The organism is Actinomadura sp. RB99 (assembly GCF_014706005.1).
In the GTDB taxonomy this organism is placed as follows: Bacteria; Actinomycetota; Actinomycetes; order Streptosporangiales; family Streptosporangiaceae; genus Spirillospora.
The window spans coordinates 34,893-50,559 of the sequence record NZ_JABMCA010000053.1 but is presented as its reverse complement, the minus strand read 5'-3'; the positions used below and the strand labels follow the sequence as shown (position 1 = coordinate 50,559).

The window sequence follows — 15,667 nt, the reverse complement described above, 5'->3', positions numbered from 1 at the left end:
CCGCGACGCAGCGCCGCGACGAGGCGGCCCAGGGTGCTCACGGCGCCGCCGGTGTGGCGCGAGCTGCTCCTGCTCGTGCTCTTCTACACGGGCTATACGCTCACGCGCATCGTCCTGGTTCAGGACGGCACCGGCGCGGCGTTCGCGCACGCCTACCAGATCCTGCACGCGGAGAAGCTGCTGGGCCTGGACGTGGAGCTGGGCCTGAACAAGACGCTGATCAACGTGCCGTGGCTGGCCCGCACCGCCAACATGTTCTACGCCACCATGCACTTCATCCTGACGGCGCTGGTCGTCGTCTGGCTGTACCGGTACCGGCCGCGGGAGTACCGCTGGCTGCGCACCGGGATCATGGCGGCGACCGCGCTCGCGCTGATCGGCTTCTGGCTCTACCCCCTCGCGCCGCCGCGGTTCCTGGACAGCGTCGGGTTCGTCGACCCGGTGACCGCGCTGCACTCCTTCGGGCTGTACTCCAGCGACGCGTCCGGCAGCCTCACCAACCAGTACGCGGCGATGCCGTCGATGCACGCCGGCTGGGCGCTGTGGTGCGGGTTCGTGCTGGTCAAGTTCGTCTCGCAGCGCTGGGCGAAGGTCCTCGGGGTGATCTACCCGGCCACCACCGTGTTCGTGATCCTGTCGACCGCCAACCACTACGTGCTGGACGCCGTGGTCGGGATGGCGCTGATCGGCGGGTCGCTCGGGATCGCCTGGCTGGCCTACACCCGCTGCCCGCAACCGGTCATCGACCTGCGGGACCGGGCCGTCCAGCGGATCCGGCACCCGCACGGCGCCCGCCGCGCCGACTCCGCCGCCGGCTCCCGCTGCTGACCCGCCCCCGCCGGGCGCCGGTCACTCCGCGCCGTAGAAGACCCGGTCCACCACGGCGCGGGCGCGGCGGGCGTGCCGGCGGTAGTCCTCCAGCATGTCGCCCGTCCCCGGGTAGCCGAGGACGCGGGTGACGGCCGTGCGCTCCCGGTGGTGGTCGGTGGGCAGCAGGTCCGACGCCCGCCCCCGCACCAGCATGAGCGAGCCGCGGATCCGGGTCGCCAGGCACCACGCGTCCGTCAGCACCTCCGCGTCGCCAGGGTCGAGCAGCCCGGCCTCCGCCGCCGCCTCCAGCGCCGCGAGGGTCCGGGTGGTGCGCAGCGCCGGGACGTCGTGGGCGTGGCGCATCTGCAGCAGCTGCGCCACCCACTCCACGTCCGACAGGCCGCCCGGCCCGAGCTTGATGTGCAGCCGCCGGTCGACGCCGCGCGGCAGCCGCTCGGACTCCATCCGCGCCTTCAGCCTCCTGATCTGCCGCAGCGCGTCGTCGCCGACGCCGTCCTCCGGCCAGCGGATCGGGTCGATCAGCGCGCGGAACCGCTCGCACAGCCCCGGGTCGCCGATGACGGGGTCGGCGCGCAGCAGCGCCTGCGCCTCCCACGGCTGCGACCAGCGCCGGTAGTACGCCTCGTACGAGGCGAGGGTGCGGACGAGCGGCCCCTGCCGTCCCTCCGGGCGCAGGTTCGGGTCGATCTCCAGCGGCGGGTCGGGCGCGGGCAGCGCGAGCAGCCGGCGCAGCTCCTCGGCGACCGCGTGCGCGGCGCGGCCGGCGGCCCGCTCGTCGGCGCCGGGGCACGGGTCGTGCACGAACATGACGTCGGCGTCGCTGCCGTAGCCGAGCTCGTGGCCGCCGAACCGGCCCATCGCGACCACCGCCATCCGGGTCGGCAGCGGCTCGCGCGCCTCCATCTCGATCTTGCTGACGGCGGCCCGCAGCGCGGCCTCGACCGTGACGGCGGCGATGTCGGTGAGGGCCTCGCCGACCGCCTCCACCTCGGCGAGGCCGAGCAGGTCGGCGACCGACACGCGGAACAGCTCGCGGCGGCGCAGCCCCCGCACGACCGCGACCGCCTCCTCCGCGGGCCCGCCGCCCTCGGCGTGCCGGCGGACCGCGGCGAGCATCTCGGCCCGCAGCGCCTCGAGGGGGCGGGGCGCCAGCCCGTCGGTGGTGCCGAGCAGCGCCACCGCCTCCGGGGCGCGCAGCAGCAGGTCGGTGGCGTACCGGCTGGACCCGAGCACCCACGCCATCCGCTCGGCGACCGTCACCTCGTCGCGCAGCAGCCGCAGGTACCAGGGGGTGGTGCCGAGCGCGTCGCTGACCTGCCGGAACCCCAGCAGCCCGGCGTCCGGGTCGGGGGCGTCGGCGAACCAGCCGAGCATCACCGGCAGCAGCGTCCGCTGGATCGCGGCGCGGCGCGACACGCCCGAGGTGAGCGCCTCGATGTGCCGGAGCGCGCCCGCGGGGTCGGCGTAGCCGAGCGCCTCCAGCCGCGTCCGGGCGGCCTCGGGGGTGAGCCGGGCCTCCTCTCCGGGGAGCCGCGCGACGGCGCGCAGCAGCGGCCGGTAGAACAGCTTCTCGTGGATGCGGCGGACCTCGCGGGCGTGCCGCCGCCACAGCGCGGTGAACTCGCCGACCGGGTCGGTGCGCAGGCCGAGGGCGCGGCCCAGCCGCCGCAGGTCCGCGTCGTCGTCGGGGACGAGGTGGGTGCGGCGCAGGTGGTGCAGCTGGATCAGGTGCTCGACGCGCCGCAGGAACCGGTACGCGGAGGTCAGCGCCGCCGCGTCGTCGCGCCCGACGTAGCCGCCCTGGGACAGCTCGGCGAGCGCGTCCAGGGTGTTCGGGCTGCGCAGCGTGTCGTCGGCGCGGCCGTGCACGAGCTGCAGCAGCTGCACCGCGAACTCGACGTCGCGCAGCCCGCCGGGACCGAGCTTGAGCTGCCGCTCGGAGTCGCCGCTGCGGCGGTCCAGGTCCTTCTCGACGCGGCGCCGCATGTCCTGGACGTCCTGGACGAAGCCCTCGCCCTCGGCGGCCTGCCAGACGATCGGGGTGATCGCCTCCATGTAGCGGGCGCCGAGCCCCGCGTCCCCGGCGACGGGACGGGCCTTCAGCAGCGCCTGGAACTCCCAGGTCTTGGCCCACCGCTCGTAGTAGGCGCGGTGGCTGGCGAGGGTCCGCACCAGCGGGCCGGCCTTGCCCTCGGGACGCAGCGCCGCGTCCACGTCCCAGAGGGCGCCCTCCTCCGTCGAGGCCGAGCAGGCCCGCATCATCGCCGAGGCCAGCCGGGTCGCGGTGCGCAGCGCGGCGTCCTCGTCCTCGCCCTCGCACGCCTCCGCCACGAAGATCACGTCGACGTCGCTGACGTAGTTGAGCTCGCGGCCGCCGCACTTGCCCATGCCGATCACCGCGAGCCGGCAGGCGGCGTGCCCGCCGACCTCGGCGCGGGCGACCGCCAGGCCCGCCTCCAGCGCGGCGGCGGCGAGGTCGGCCAGCTCGGCGGCGACCTCGGCGACGTCCGCGACGCCGATCAGGTCGCGGCCCGCCAGCGACAGCAGCCGCGCCCGGTACGCGGCGCGCAGCGCGACGAGCGTCTCGGGGCCCGCGCCGGACGCCACCGGGGCCTCGGCGGCCGGGTCGGCGCCCACCGCCTCCAGCAGCGCCGTGCGCAGCGCGCCCGCGGACGGGCGCTCCGGCTCGCCGGGCGCGCCGTCGTCGCGCAGGACCCGCCAGTGCTCGGGATGCCGGACGAGGTGGTCGCCGAGGGCGTCGCTGACCCCGAGGACGGCGGCGACCCGCTCCCGGGTGCCCGGCTCGGCGCGCAGCGCGGCGCGCAGGTCCGCGCCGGCGCCGCGCTCGTCCGCCGACGCGAGCACGCGCAGCAGCCCGTTCAGCGCGAGATCGGGGTCGGCGGTGCCGCCGAGGGCGTCGAGGAGATCGTCACCGATCCCCGCCCCGGCGTCCCGCTCGGCCTCCAGCAGCAGCCGCTCGGCCCGCCCGGCGTCGGTGAACCCGAGCCGCGCGAGCCGGCCGGCGAGAGAGGGACGGCGACGGTCGGTGGTCCACGGCTCGCTCACGTTCCAACCGTATTCCGGTCAGAGCACCGCCAGCAGCCTCTTGCGCTCGAACTCGGTGACTTGTCGCCGGTAGTCCTCCCATTCCTGGCGCTTGTTGCGCAGGAAGAAGTCGAACACGTGCTCGCCGAGGACGTCCGCCATCAGCTCGCTGCGCTCCATGGCGCGGACGGCCTCGTCCAGGTTCTGCGGCAGCGGCTCGATGCCGAGCGCGCGCCGCTCGGCCGGGGTGAGCGCCCAGACGTCGTCCTCGGCGCCCTGCGGCAGCTCGTAGCCCTCCTCGATGCCCTTGAGGCCGGCGCCGAGGATCGCCGCGAACGCCAGGTAGGGGTTGGCGGCGGTGTCCAGCGACCGGAACTCGATGCGGGTCGAGTGGCCCTTGTGCGGCTTGTACATCGGCACGCGGACGAGCGCCGACCGGTTGTTGTGGCCCCAGCAGATGTAGGACGGGGCCTCTCCCCCGGCGCCCGCCGCGGAGCCGACGTTGCCCCACAGCCGCTTGTAGGAGTTCACCCACTGGTTGCAGACCGCGGTGATCTCGGCGGAGTGCCGCAGCAGGCCCGCGATGAACGCGCGGCCGACCTTGGAGAGCTTGAACTCCGCGCCGGGCTCGTAGAACGCGTTGCGGTCGCCCTCGAACAGCGACATGTGGGTGTGCATGCCGGAGCCCGGGTGCTCGGTGAACGGCTTCGGCATGAACGTGGCGTGCACGCCCTGGTCGAGCGCGACCTCCTTCATCACCAGCCGGAACGTCATGATGTTGTCGGCGGTGGTGAGCGCGTCGGCGTACCGCAGGTCGATCTCCTGCTGGCCGGGGGCGCCCTCGTGGTGGCTGAACTCCACCGAGATGCCCATGGACTCCAGCATCATGATCGCGTTGCGCCGGAAGTCGTGCGCCGCGCTGTGCGGGGTGTGGTCGAAGTACCCGCCCGCGTCCGCCGGGTCGGGTTCGCGGCCGTCCTCCGGCTTGTCGTTGAGCAGGAAGAACTCGATCTCGGGGTGGGTGTAGAAGGTGAACCCGAGGTCGGCGGCGCGGGCCAGCGCCCGCTTGAGCACGTACCGCGGGTCGGCGAAGCTCGGCGTGCCGTCCGGCATCAGGATGTCGCAGAACATCCGGCCGACGCCGGGCGACTCCGAGCGCCACGGCAGCACCTGGAACGTGGACGGGTCCGGTTTGGCGATCATGTCGGCCTCGTACACGCGGGCGAAGCCCTCGATCGCCGACCCGTCGAAGCCGATCCCCTCGCCGAAGGCGCCCTCCAGTTCGGCGGGCGCCACGGCCACCGACTTGAGGAACCCGAGCACGTCGGTGAACCACAGCCGGATGAAGCGGATGTCCCGCTCCTCCAGCGTGCGGAGCACGAACTCCTGCTGACGGTCCAAAGCCCTCTCCCTCGGTGACGCGGTGCCGGCCGACTCGTCCGGCCCGACCTGCAGTATGCCCGGACGCTGTTACCGCGACGTTACGCGTTCGCCCCGTCAGACCCGAACTTATCCGACGGAACGGAGCCTTCCACCCGGGCGGCCGCCGGATCGAGCACCCGGGACAGGAAGGCCCGGGTCCGCTCGTGCTCCGGATCGGCGATCACCCGGGACGGCGGGCCCTCCTCGACGACCACGCCGCCGTCCATGAACACCACCCGGTCGGCGACCTCGCGGGCGAACGACATCTCGTGCGTGACGACGAGCATGGTCATCCCGGTCTCGGCGAGACCCCGCATGACGCCGAGCACGTCGCCGACGAGCTCGGGGTCCAGCGCGGACGTCGGCTCGTCGAACAGCATCACCTCGGGGCCCATCGCCAGCGCGCGGGCGATCGCCACGCGCTGCTGCTGCCCGCCGGACAGCTTGGCGGGGTAGGCGTCCACCTTGTCGGCGAGCCCGACCCGCTCCAGGTTCCGCCGGGCGATCCGCTCGGCCTCCGCCTTGTCCCGCTTGAGCACCTTGCGTTGCGCGATCGTGACGTTGCCGAGCGCGGTCAGGTGCGGGAACAGGTTGAACGACTGGAACACCATGCCGATCCGGCGGCGCACGGCGTCGATGTCGACGTCCGGGTCGGTGACCTCCACGCCGCCGACCCGGACCGTCCCCGCGGTCGGCTCCTCCAGCAGGTTCACGCAGCGCAGCAGCGTCGACTTGCCCGACCCGGACGGGCCGATGACGCACACCACCTCGCCGCGCTCCACGTGGAAGTCGATGCCGCGCAGCACCTCGTTCGCGCCGAACGACTTGCGCAGCCCGCTGATCTCGACGGCCCGGCCGGTGCCGCCCGGCGCGTCCGCGCCCTGGTCCAGGACCGTCATCGCTGCTCCCTGCGCTGCCGCGCCTCCAGCCGCCGGGCCAGCAGGCTCAGCGGGATGGTGATGATCAGATAGCAGATGCCCGCCACGATGATCGGGGTGGTGTTGCCCTGCTGGCCGGCGAGGTCCCGGCCGAACTTGGTGAGCTCGCGCTGCTCCAGCGTGATGCCGAGGAACAGCACCAGCGAGGAGTCCTTGCACAGCAGCACCAGCTCGTTGGTGAGCGGCGGGATGATGATCCGGAACGCCTGCGGCAGGATGATCGACCGCATCGCGCGGCCCTGCGACATGCCGAGCGAGCGCGCCGCCTCCAGCTGCCCTCTCGGGACGGCCTCGATGCCGGCCCGGATCGTCTCGGCCATGTACGCGGCGGCGGCCAGCCCGAGCGCGAGGCCCGCCTGCCCGACCGCGCCGCCCGGGATGTTCGTGCCGGGGAAGGCCAGCGGCACGCCGACGCCGACGAAGATGAAGATCAGCAGCAGCGGCAGGCCGCGGAAGATCTCGATGTAGGCCGTCGCGAACCAGCGGTAGGGCAGCACCGGCGACAGCCGCATCAGCGCGATGACCAGGCCCAGCACCAGCCCGATGCCGAACCCGACCGCGGTGTAGGTGGCGGTGTTGCGCAGCCCGACGGTGATGATGTCGGGGAACAGGGCCTTGGCGACCCGCCAGTTGGCGAAGTTCGTGTGCAGCTGCGACCAGTTCGCCAGGGACGCGACCAGCACCACGACGACGATGAACAGCCCGTACTGGCCGCCGAGCGACGCCCGCCGGCGGGCCCGGCGGGACAGCCCGCCGGGCGCCGCCACGGACGTCACCTGCTCCGCGGTCACGACGGCTTACCCGCCGCGGCCGGCATCGGACCGATCCACTTCTCGTAGATCTTCTTGTAGGTGCCGTCCTGCTTCGCCTGCTCGATCGCCTGGTTCGTCAGCTCGACGAGCTTCTTGTTGTAGTTCTTGCGGATCCAGAACCCGTACTGCTCGCCGGTGTTGAGGTTGGCGACGATCTCGTACTTGCTGTTCGCCGGGTCCTTCAGCCAGCCCTTGACGACCGGGTCGTCCTGCACGATCACGTCCACCTGGCCGGTGCGCAGCCCGTCCAGCTCGGCGTTGGAGTTGTCGAAGGACGACGGGTCGAAGCCCTTGCCCTTCACGAAGTCCTCGCCGGTGGTGCTCGCCTGCGAGCCGAGCTTCAGCTTCCGGGCCTTGACGTCGTCCAGGCTCGTGATGCCGCTGCCCTTCTTCGCCATCAGCGACTGGGTGGCGTCGAAGTACGGCTCGGAGACGTCCATGAACTGGACCCGGTCCGGCTTGATCGTCATGCCGCCCATGACGATGTCGCACTTGCCGGCATTGAGCGCCGCGCCCGTCTTCATCGTCTCGAACGGGGTGTCGACGACCTTCTGCGTCACGCCCAGCTTCTTGGCGACGAGGTCGATCATGTCGACGTCGAAGCCGACCACCTTGCCGCCCTGCTCCACCTGGAACGGCGGATAGGGCAGGTGGGTGCACGACGTCAGCGCGCCCTTCTTGATGAGCTTGACGCCCTGCACGGTCGCGCCGTCGCTGCCGCCGCACGCCGAAGCGGTCAGCGCAAGGGCGGCGACGCCCGCGCCCAGTGCCCACCGTGTGGTCCGTCTGGACACGTTTCCTCCTGAGTCGAGCTCTTCGCGATCACCGAACTATGCCATGCCGGGCCGGGCGCCCGGCATACCCCACGCTGACCCTCCGCGTCCGGCGTTTCCCGAGAATTGACGTTGCGATCATGGTTCCGCCGGACGTTGATCATTAACGTGGGCCGTGTCGTGGACATCTCTCTTCTTCTCTCGATGAGCGACCGGGCCGCCGCGCTGGCCGCCCCGTCGGCCATGCACCCGGAGTCCTGGCAGCTGGGCGCGCAGGTGGAGGCCTGGGCGCGCGGCCGCGGCCTGGTGCTCGGAGATCCGGACACCTCGCCGCTCGGCCGCGCCCGCTGCGAGCGACTGGCCGCCCGCGTCTTCCCGGACGCGGAGCTGGCCGCCGTCGACCTGTTCGCGCGCTGGCTCACCTGGGCGCTCGCGCTGGACGACACCCTCGACCATCCGCCGCTCGCCGACAGCGGCAGCGCCGTGCACGCCCTCTACGACGACCTGCTGCGCGCGATGCGGCGCGGCCACGCCCGGCCCGGCGCCCGTCCGCTGGAGTCGGCGCTGGTCGAGCTCTGGCAGGCCACGTCCAAGGACATGAGCCGGGACTGGCGGCGCCGCTTCATCCTGCAGCTGGAGGCGCACCGCGACGGCTGCGCGGAGGAGGCCGTCAACCGGCGCATCCGGCACGTCCCGACGCCGGCGGAGTTCCCGGCTCTGCGCCGCCGGGCCTGCGGGCCGTTCCTGTACGACCTCGTCGAGCCGGTGCTCGGCGTCGAGCTGCCCGCGCGGCTGCTGCGCACGCCCCGCTGGCTGACGGTCGCCGAGAGCGTCGCCGACGTCGTCGCCTGGTCCAACGACCTCGCGTCGTACGAGATGGAGACGGCCCGGGGCGACGTGCACGGCCTGCCCGCCGTCCTCGCGGCGGCCCACCGCCTGACACCGGAGCAGGCGGCCACGGTGGTCACCGAACGGATCGCGGGGCGCCTGGAGCAGGCGTGGAAGGCGGCCCGGCGGCTGCCCGAGATGCTCGACCGGCTGCAGCTGACGGTCGCGCAGCGCGCCGCCGCCGCGCAGGTCGTCAAGGTCCTCCTGGACACCCCGCGCGCGCACATGGACTGGCTCGCCGAGTCCGGCCGCTACGAGTCCGCCGCACCCGCCCAGCTCCGCCTCGACGCCCTCGCCTCGCTCCGCTGACCTTCCGCGGGTCAACGCTGGGCGGGTGCGGCCAGGGCGTCGCCGGAGGGCGTGCGGGCGTAGAGGACGCGGCGGCCGAGGCGGTGGCCGGTGACCAGGCCGCACGCGCGGAGGACGCCGAGGTGCTGGCTGACCGCGCCGGCCGTGACGCCCATCCGCGCGGCCAGCTCCGTCGTGGACGCGGGCGTGGCGAGCGCGGTGAGCAGCTCGGCGCGGCGCCGCCCGATCAGCGCGGCGAGCGCGTGCGAGCCCGCTCCCTGGTCGCGGCCGGTCTCCCACAGCGTCCCGACGCCGTTCGGCGGGTAGCTGAGCATCGGCTGGTAGGGCGGCACCATCACCGACACGTTCGGCCACACGAACGCGCTCGGGACCAGCAGCAGGCCGCGGCCCAGCAGCTCGCCGCGGAACTCCCACCGCCGGTCGACCCTGAGGGTCCCGGAACGCCACGAGACGTCGTCGTGCAGGTCGCCGAACACCCCGGCGGTGCCGTGCGCCGCGAGGGCGCGGGCGCGGCGCAGGATGTCCCCTTCGAGGAGGTCGCGCAGCCGCGGCCAGTACGGCTCGACGGCCGCGGCCCAGTACCGCTCCAGCAGGCCGACGAGGGTCTCCAGGGTGCGTTCGGGCTCGGCCGCCATCGCCAGGCGCTCGGGCCCGGCCCGGTTGCCGCGCTCGGTCCACCGCAGCTCGGCGGCGACGACCTCCGGCGGCGTGCTCCGGACGATCTCCAGCTCGGCGTCCAGGTCGGGCAGCGGCGTCCCCGGCGGCGGCGTGAGGAAGTCGGGGATGTAGCCCCATGCCGGGACGGCCGCCATCAGCGGCGCCATGTCGAGGCCGCGCAGCCGGGGCCGGACGCCGTGCACCCACGGCAGGTGCAGGGCGTGCCCGGACGGGTCGGCGAGCACCCGCACGCTGCGCACCAGCTCCAGCAGCGGCGAGAACGCGAACCGGACGCGGGCGGCGTCGTCCGGCGCGAACACGAACTCGATCACGGCGCGAACCCGATCACGGCACGACCTCGGTCATTTAGCCCAGACTAAATCAATGCCGCGGTCCGCGGCGTTCGCGGACCATCGTGCAAGTGACCACATTGGACGACACTCCTGTCGGTCCCGCGCCGGGCCGCATCGCGGCGTTCCTGCGGCCCCGCGTCGGCGGCCTCCCCCGGACGTTCTGGGTGCTGTGGGCGGGCTCCCTGCTCAACCGGCTCGGCACGATGGTCGAGCCGTTCCTCGGCCTGTACCTGACCACGGCGCGGGGCCTGTCGCTCGGGCAGGCGGGCGCCGTGATGGCCGTGCTCGGCGCCGGCTCGTTCGCCGGGCAGCTCGCGGGCGGCGCCCTCGCCGACCGGCTCGGCCGGCGCGCGACGCTGACCAGCGCGACCGTCGGCACGGGCGCGGCGATGCTGGCGCTCGGCTACGCGCACGGGATCGCGGCGATCATCGTGGCGGCGCTCGTCCTCGGCCTGCTCCTCGACATGTACCGGCCCGCGGCCCAGGCGATGGTCGCCGACATCATCTCCCCGGCGGAGCGGCCGCGCGCGTTCGGGCTGCTGTTCTGGGCGGTCAACCTCGGCTGGGCGTTCTCGATGGTGCTCGGCGGCACCCTCGCCCGCGAGGGCTTCCAGCTGCTGTTCTGGATCGACGCCGCCACCTGCACCGCGTTCGGGCTGCTGGTGTGGCGCGCCGTCCCGGAGACCCGGGTGCGCGGCGCCGGCCGCGACGACGGGCCCGGCGGGTTCGTCCGGGTGCTGCGCGACCGGGTCATGGTCGGCTACGCGACGGTCTTGCTCTGCTACACGTTCGTGCTCATGCAGGGCATGACCACGATGCCGCTCGCGATGAAGGAGGCGGGGCTCGGGCCGCAGGACTACGGCATCGCCATCGCCGCCAACGGCGTGCTGATCATCATCGTCCAGCCGCTGGTCAACGCGTGGCTGAGCCGGCGCGACCACAGCCTGGTGATGGTGGCCGGGTTCACGCTGGTCGGCGCGGGCTACGGGCTGACCGCGCTGGCGTCCTCGGTGCCCGGCTTCACCGCGACGATCCTGGTCTGGACGCTCGGCGAGATCACCGCCGCGTCCGTGCTGCAGGCCGTCGTCGCCGATCTCGCGCCGCCACACCTGCGCGGCCGCTACAGCGGCCTGTACGGGATGGCGTGGTCGGGCGGGTTCCTCCTGGCGCCGCTCGGCGGCACCCAGCTGCTCGGCGCCGGCGGGCCCGCGCTGCTCTGGCTGAGCTGCACGGGCCTGGCGCTCGCCGCCGCCGCCGGGCAGCTCGCGCTGGCGCCGGCGATCAGGCGGCGCCGCGCCGCGGTGATCGAGCCCACCTTTTCGTCATAGTGACGAAACCAGGGGCGCCGAACTAGGCTGGTCCCGTGGCACAGCTCAGGATCGCGCTCGCGCAGGTGAACCCGACCGTCGGCGACCTCGGCGGCAACGCCGACCTGATCGTGGAATGGACCGCGCGCGCCGCCGCCGCGGGCGCCCACCTGGTCGCGTTCCCGGAGATGATGCTCACCGGATACCCGGTCGAGGACCTCGCCCTCCGCGGCTCCTTCGTCGAGGCGTCCCGCCGCGCCCTGGAACGCGTCGCCGCCCGGCTCGCCGACGAGGGCCTCGGTGACCTCCCCGTCGTCACCGGCCACCTCGACCGCCCGCCCGTCGGCCTCGTCCGCGCCGGGCAGCCGTCCGGCCTGCCGCTGAACGCCGCCGCCTGGCTGCACGGCGGCGAGGTCCTCGTCCGGTCCGCCAAGCACCACCTCCCCAACTACGGGGTGTTCGACGAGTACCGCGTCTTCGTCCGCGGCGACCGGCTCCCCGTCGTCCGCGTCCACGGCGTCGACGTCGCCACCGCCATCTGCGAGGACCTCTGGCAGGACGGCGGGCCCGTCAGCGTCACCGGCGAGGCCGGCGCCGGGCTCCTGCTCGTCCTCAACGCCTCCCCCTACGAGCGCGACAAGGACGACGTCCGCCTCGACTTGTGCGCCAGCCGCGCCCGCGAGGCGGGCTGCACGCTCGCCTACGTCAACATGGTCGGCGGCCAGGACGAGCTCGTCTTCGACGGCGACTCCGTCATCGTCGGCCCGGACGGCTCGCTGCTCGCCCGCGCCCCCCAGTTCGTCGAGCACCTGCTCGTCGCCGACCTCGCGCTGCCCGCCGCCGACCCCGCCGCCGAGCCCGGCCGCTCCCCGGTCGACGCCCACGACGGCACGACCATCACCATCGACCGGCTCGCGCTGTCCGCCGACCCGCTGCCCGCCTACCCCGTCGAGCCGCAGACCGTCGCCGAGCCCCTCGACGCCCTGGCCGAGATCTACGCCGCACTGGTCCTCGGCACCCGCGACTACGTCCGCAAGAACGGCTTCCGCTCCGTCATCCTCGGGCTGTCCGGCGGCATCGACTCCGCCCTCGTCGCCACCATCGCCTCCGACGCCATCGGCCCGGAGAACGTGCACGCGGTCCTGCTGCCGAGCCGCTACTCCTCCGAGGGCTCCGTCACCGACGCCGAGGACCTCGTCAAGCGGCAGGGGATCGGCTCCCGGATCGTGCCGATCGCCGGGATGGTCGAGGCGTTCGAGGCCGAGCTGGACCTGCACGGCCTCGCCGCCGAGAACCTCCAGGCCCGCATCCGCGCGAACGTCTGGATGGGGCTGTCCAACGAGCACGGCCACCTCGTCCTGACCGGCGGCAACAAGAGCGAGCTCGCCACCGGCTACTCCACCCTCTACGGCGACTCCGCGGGCGGCTTCGGCCCCATCAAGGACGTCTTCAAGACCACCGTGTGGGACCTCGCCCGCTGGCGCAACGCCCAGGCCGGCGTCGACCTGCCGTTCCTGCACCCGTTCGCACAGGAGCCGATCCCGCGGGTGATCATCGACAAGGAGCCGTCCGCCGAGCTGCGCCCCGGCCAGCGCGACAGCGACAGCCTCCCCGACTACTCCGTCCTCGACCCGCTCCTCGCCGACTACGTCGAGCACGACATGGGCCGCGACGCCCTCCTCGCCGCCGGCCACGACCCCGCCCTCGTCGACCGCGTCATCCGCCTCGTCGACCTCGCCGAGTACAAGCGCCGCCAGTACCCGCCCGGCCCCAAGATCACCCCGAAGAACTTCGGCCGCGACCGCCGCCTCCCCATCACCACCCGCTGGCGAGAGAACTGATACTCCCAGGGGGGCGACCCCCTGGAACCCCCGTCACGACCGACAGGCCGTTTCCCGCTCCGCTAGCGCTCCGCGCGAAACGGCCTGCCGGTCGGCGGGCAGGCCCGCTCCGCTCGCTGCACTCGCTCCGCGCGCCCACCCGTGCCGGTGGCCGGGATCATCGCGCGCTTCGCGTGACCGGCGCTGTGCTCGCTGCGCTGCGCTCGGTCCGCGTGCTCGCCCCGGAGCGGCGACCAGGGCCGCCGCGCTCCCCTCAGTCCGTGCGGGCGTCCGTGACCGGTGGTCGGGGGTCGAGGCTCCTGGGGGCGCGGCGGGTCACTCGCGGTGGTGGCTTTCGCCGGGCCAGCTGGAGTCGAGGTCGACCGGGTCGGGGTCGATGCCGGGGACGATCTGCTCGCACCAGACGACCTTGCCGGCGGCGGTGCGGCGGGTGCCCCAGCGGTGCGCGATCTGGCTGACGACGAGGAGGCCGCGGCCGTTCTCGTCGTCGTCCTCGGCGCGGCGCAGCCGGGGCAGCGCCGCGGAGCGGTCCAGGACTTCGCAAACGAGAGTGCGCTCGAAGAGCAGGCGCAGCTCGATCGGGCCCGGGGCGTAGCGCAGCGCGTTGGTGATGAGCTCGGACGCGAGGAGCTCGGTGGTGTAGTCGAGCTCGTCCAGGCCCCACTCCTCCAGCCGGGTGCGGACGAGCCCGCGGGCGCGGCGGACGGCGGCGGGGTCGGCGGGCAGCGTCCAGGAGACGAACCGGTCCTCGGGGATGCGGCGCAGCCGGGCGATGAGGACGGCGATGTCGTCGCGGTGCTGGTCGGCGTAGACGCCGGCGAGGGTCGCCTTGGCGAGGTCCTCCATCGGGCGGTCGACGGCGCCGGGGCCGAAGATGCCCTTGAGGCGGGCGAGGCCGTCGTCGATGTCGCGGCCGCGGTTCTCGACCAGGCCGTCGGTGTAGATGACGAACAGGCTGCCGTCCTCGACGGTGAACTCGCGGCTCTCGATGGCGGCGCCGCCGGCGACGCCGAGCGGCGGCGCGGGCGGGACGGTCAGGTAGTCGCTGTCGCCGGACGGGCTCGCCAGCAGCGGCGGCAGGTGCCCGGCGGAGGCGATCTCGATGGTGCCGGTGGTGGCGTCGTAGACCGCGTACACGCAGGTGGCGAAGTGCGGTTCCTGCTCGCCGAGCTCGATCATCAGCTCGTGCATGACGTGCAGGGCGTCGGCGGGCGGCAGTTCCAGGTTCGCGAGGGTGTGCAGGGCGGTGCGCAGCCGGCCCATGGTGACCGCGGCGCGCACGCCGTGCCCCGCGACGTCGCCGACGATGAGCGCGACGCGGGCGCCGGGCAGCGCGATCGACTCGTACCAGTCGCCGCCGACCTCGACGAGCTTGCTGCCGGGCAGGTAGCGGTGCCGGACCTCGACCGAGGACGGCGCGGACAGCCGCAGCGGCAGCAGGCTGCGCTGCAGCGCGAGGGCGGTGGAGCGCTCGCGGCTGAACTGCCGGGCGTTGTCGATGACGATGGCGGCGCGGGCCGCGAACTCCATGCCGATCTCGACGTCGTAGGCGTCGAACTTGCGGAAGCCGGGGATGCGGGTGCAGGCGATGAAGCCGAGCAGGGTGTCGCGGGCGATCATCGGCAGCAGCACCATGGACACGCCGCTGAGCAGGTCGCCGGCGGGGCGGCGGCGCCACTTGGCGCCGATGTCGCCGGCCGCGGCGGCGTCGATGTGCGGCAGGTGGACGGGCTGGGCGGTCTCCATCACCTGGCGGTAGGGGGTGCCCTCGGGGAACACCAGGACCTCGCCGACGGGGAACGTCGCGCCCCAGGCGGGGTTGCCGTCGTCGGAGGTGACGGCGATGCGGCGCAGCACCGCCGCGCCGGACTCGCTGTGCACCTCGTCGGCGGCGACGAGGCTCTCCAGCACCAGCACGGACGCGGCGTTGCAGTAGTGCGGGACGACGACGTCGACGAGGCCGCGGGCGGACTGGTCGAGGTCGAGGGACGCGCCGAATCGGGTGAGCTGGTCGTCCATGAGGGCGCGGCGCATCAGCGCCGGGTCCTGGTAGCGCTCGCTGGGCGGCAGCGGCACCCGCACGTACAGCAGGCCGGCGGGGCCGGTGCCGGTCTCGCCGCCGAGCATCGGCTGGGCGGTGACGACCGCGTCCGGGGACGGGCCGCCGTCGCCGCGCGGGACGGCGAGCACCGCGGTGCGCTCCTGGCCGGCGGCCAGGGCCTCCAGCAGCGTCTCGAGTTCGGCCTTGGCCTCGTCGGCGACGAGGTCGGCGGCCGCGCGGCCGATCAGCTCCTGCGGCGCGCGGCCGATGACGGCCGCGCTGTTGGGTCCGCACTGGACGATCCGCCGTCCGCCGTCGATGCCCAGGACCAGGGTCCGGGACGCCGAATCGGTGGCGGGCGCATCGCCTCGCGGCGCCATGACGGATCTCACCTGACGCGCTCCAGACAGCCGGTCGTCTTAGCACTACCCAGCGACAGTATGGGGCATG

General features: G+C 73.7%; 11 protein-coding genes. 4 read left to right on the top strand and 7 right to left on the bottom strand.

Annotated features, from left to right (window positions below):
• The first annotated feature begins 33 nt into the window (after nucleotides 1-33).
• Nucleotides 34-828, top strand: a complete 795-nt coding sequence (locus tag amrb99_RS34930; RefSeq protein ID WP_347256977.1) for a phosphatase PAP2 family protein — start codon at nucleotides 34-36, stop codon at nucleotides 826-828.
• Nucleotides 829-849: 21 nt separating this feature from the next.
• Here the strand turns inward: amrb99_RS34930 and amrb99_RS34925 are convergent, their stop codons facing one another.
• From amrb99_RS34925 to amrb99_RS34905, 5 genes are all read right to left on the bottom strand, one after another.
• Complete coding sequence (locus amrb99_RS34925; RefSeq protein ID WP_190864336.1) at nucleotides 850-3,897, bottom strand: bifunctional [glutamine synthetase] adenylyltransferase/[glutamine synthetase]-adenylyl-L-tyrosine phosphorylase; 3,048 nt, start codon at nucleotides 3,895-3,897, stop codon at nucleotides 850-852.
• A gap of 18 nt (nucleotides 3,898-3,915) precedes the next feature.
• Entirely contained in the window at nucleotides 3,916-5,277 is a 1,362-nt protein-coding gene (locus amrb99_RS34920) for a glutamine synthetase family protein (protein ID WP_190864334.1), read from the bottom strand.
• 80 nt (nucleotides 5,278-5,357) lie between these two features.
• The gene (locus amrb99_RS34915; RefSeq protein ID WP_190864332.1) at nucleotides 5,358-6,197 is read right to left on the bottom strand and encodes an amino acid ABC transporter ATP-binding protein; all 840 of its coding nucleotides are present in this window, start codon (nucleotides 6,195-6,197) and stop codon (nucleotides 5,358-5,360) included.
• The gene (locus amrb99_RS34910) at nucleotides 6,194-7,027 is read right to left on the bottom strand and encodes an ABC transporter permease subunit (RefSeq protein WP_190864330.1); all 834 of its coding nucleotides are present in this window, start codon (nucleotides 7,025-7,027) and stop codon (nucleotides 6,194-6,196) included. Before amrb99_RS34910 ends, amrb99_RS34915 begins: the two co-directional genes overlap by 4 nt.
• Complete coding sequence (locus amrb99_RS34905; RefSeq protein ID WP_190864328.1) at nucleotides 7,024-7,842, bottom strand: transporter substrate-binding domain-containing protein; 819 nt, start codon at nucleotides 7,840-7,842, stop codon at nucleotides 7,024-7,026. Before amrb99_RS34905 ends, amrb99_RS34910 begins: the two co-directional genes overlap by 4 nt.
• Nucleotides 7,843-8,025: 183 nt before the next feature.
• On the opposite strand from amrb99_RS34905, the gene amrb99_RS34900 reads away from it, so the two are divergent.
• A complete protein-coding gene (locus amrb99_RS34900; protein WP_194737445.1) occupies nucleotides 8,026-9,018 on the top strand; it encodes a terpene synthase family protein in 993 nt (330 codons plus the stop codon).
• Between the two features lie 11 nt (nucleotides 9,019-9,029).
• Here amrb99_RS34900 and amrb99_RS34895 read toward each other — a convergent pair whose 3' ends face one another.
• Entirely contained in the window at nucleotides 9,030-10,007 is a 978-nt protein-coding gene (locus tag amrb99_RS34895; RefSeq protein WP_190864323.1) for a DUF5937 family protein, read from the bottom strand.
• 89 nt (nucleotides 10,008-10,096) lie between these two features.
• Here amrb99_RS34895 and amrb99_RS34890 point away from each other — a divergent pair, with 89 nt between their 5' ends.
• Entirely contained in the window at nucleotides 10,097-11,356 is a 1,260-nt protein-coding gene (locus amrb99_RS34890) for an MFS transporter (RefSeq protein ID WP_347256976.1), read from the top strand.
• Between the two features lie 35 nt (nucleotides 11,357-11,391).
• Nucleotides 11,392-13,176 carry an NAD+ synthase gene (locus amrb99_RS34885; protein ID WP_190864321.1) on the top strand — a complete coding sequence of 595 codons (1,785 nt, stop codon included), beginning with the start codon at nucleotides 11,392-11,394 and terminating at the stop codon, nucleotides 13,174-13,176.
• A gap of 315 nt (nucleotides 13,177-13,491) precedes the next feature.
• Here amrb99_RS34885 and amrb99_RS34880 read toward each other — a convergent pair whose 3' ends face one another.
• On the bottom strand, nucleotides 13,492-15,597 hold the full coding sequence (locus amrb99_RS34880) for a SpoIIE family protein phosphatase (protein ID WP_190864319.1): 2,106 nt from the start codon (nucleotides 15,595-15,597) through the stop codon (nucleotides 13,492-13,494).
• Nucleotides 15,598-15,667 lie beyond the last annotated feature (70 nt).

What these genes read in the sequence shown, in the direction of transcription:
- amrb99_RS34915 (WP_190864332.1), bottom strand. Translation starts at nt 6,197, where the DNA reads ATGACGGTCCTGGACCAGGGCGCGGACGCGCCGGGCGGCACCGGCCGG.
- amrb99_RS34900 (WP_194737445.1), top strand. Translation starts at nt 8,026, where the DNA reads ATGAGCGACCGGGCCGCCGCGCTGGCCGCCCCGTCGGCCATGCACCCG.
- amrb99_RS34880 (WP_190864319.1), bottom strand. Translation starts at nt 15,597, where the DNA reads ATGGCGCCGCGAGGCGATGCGCCCGCCACCGATTCGGCGTCCCGGACC.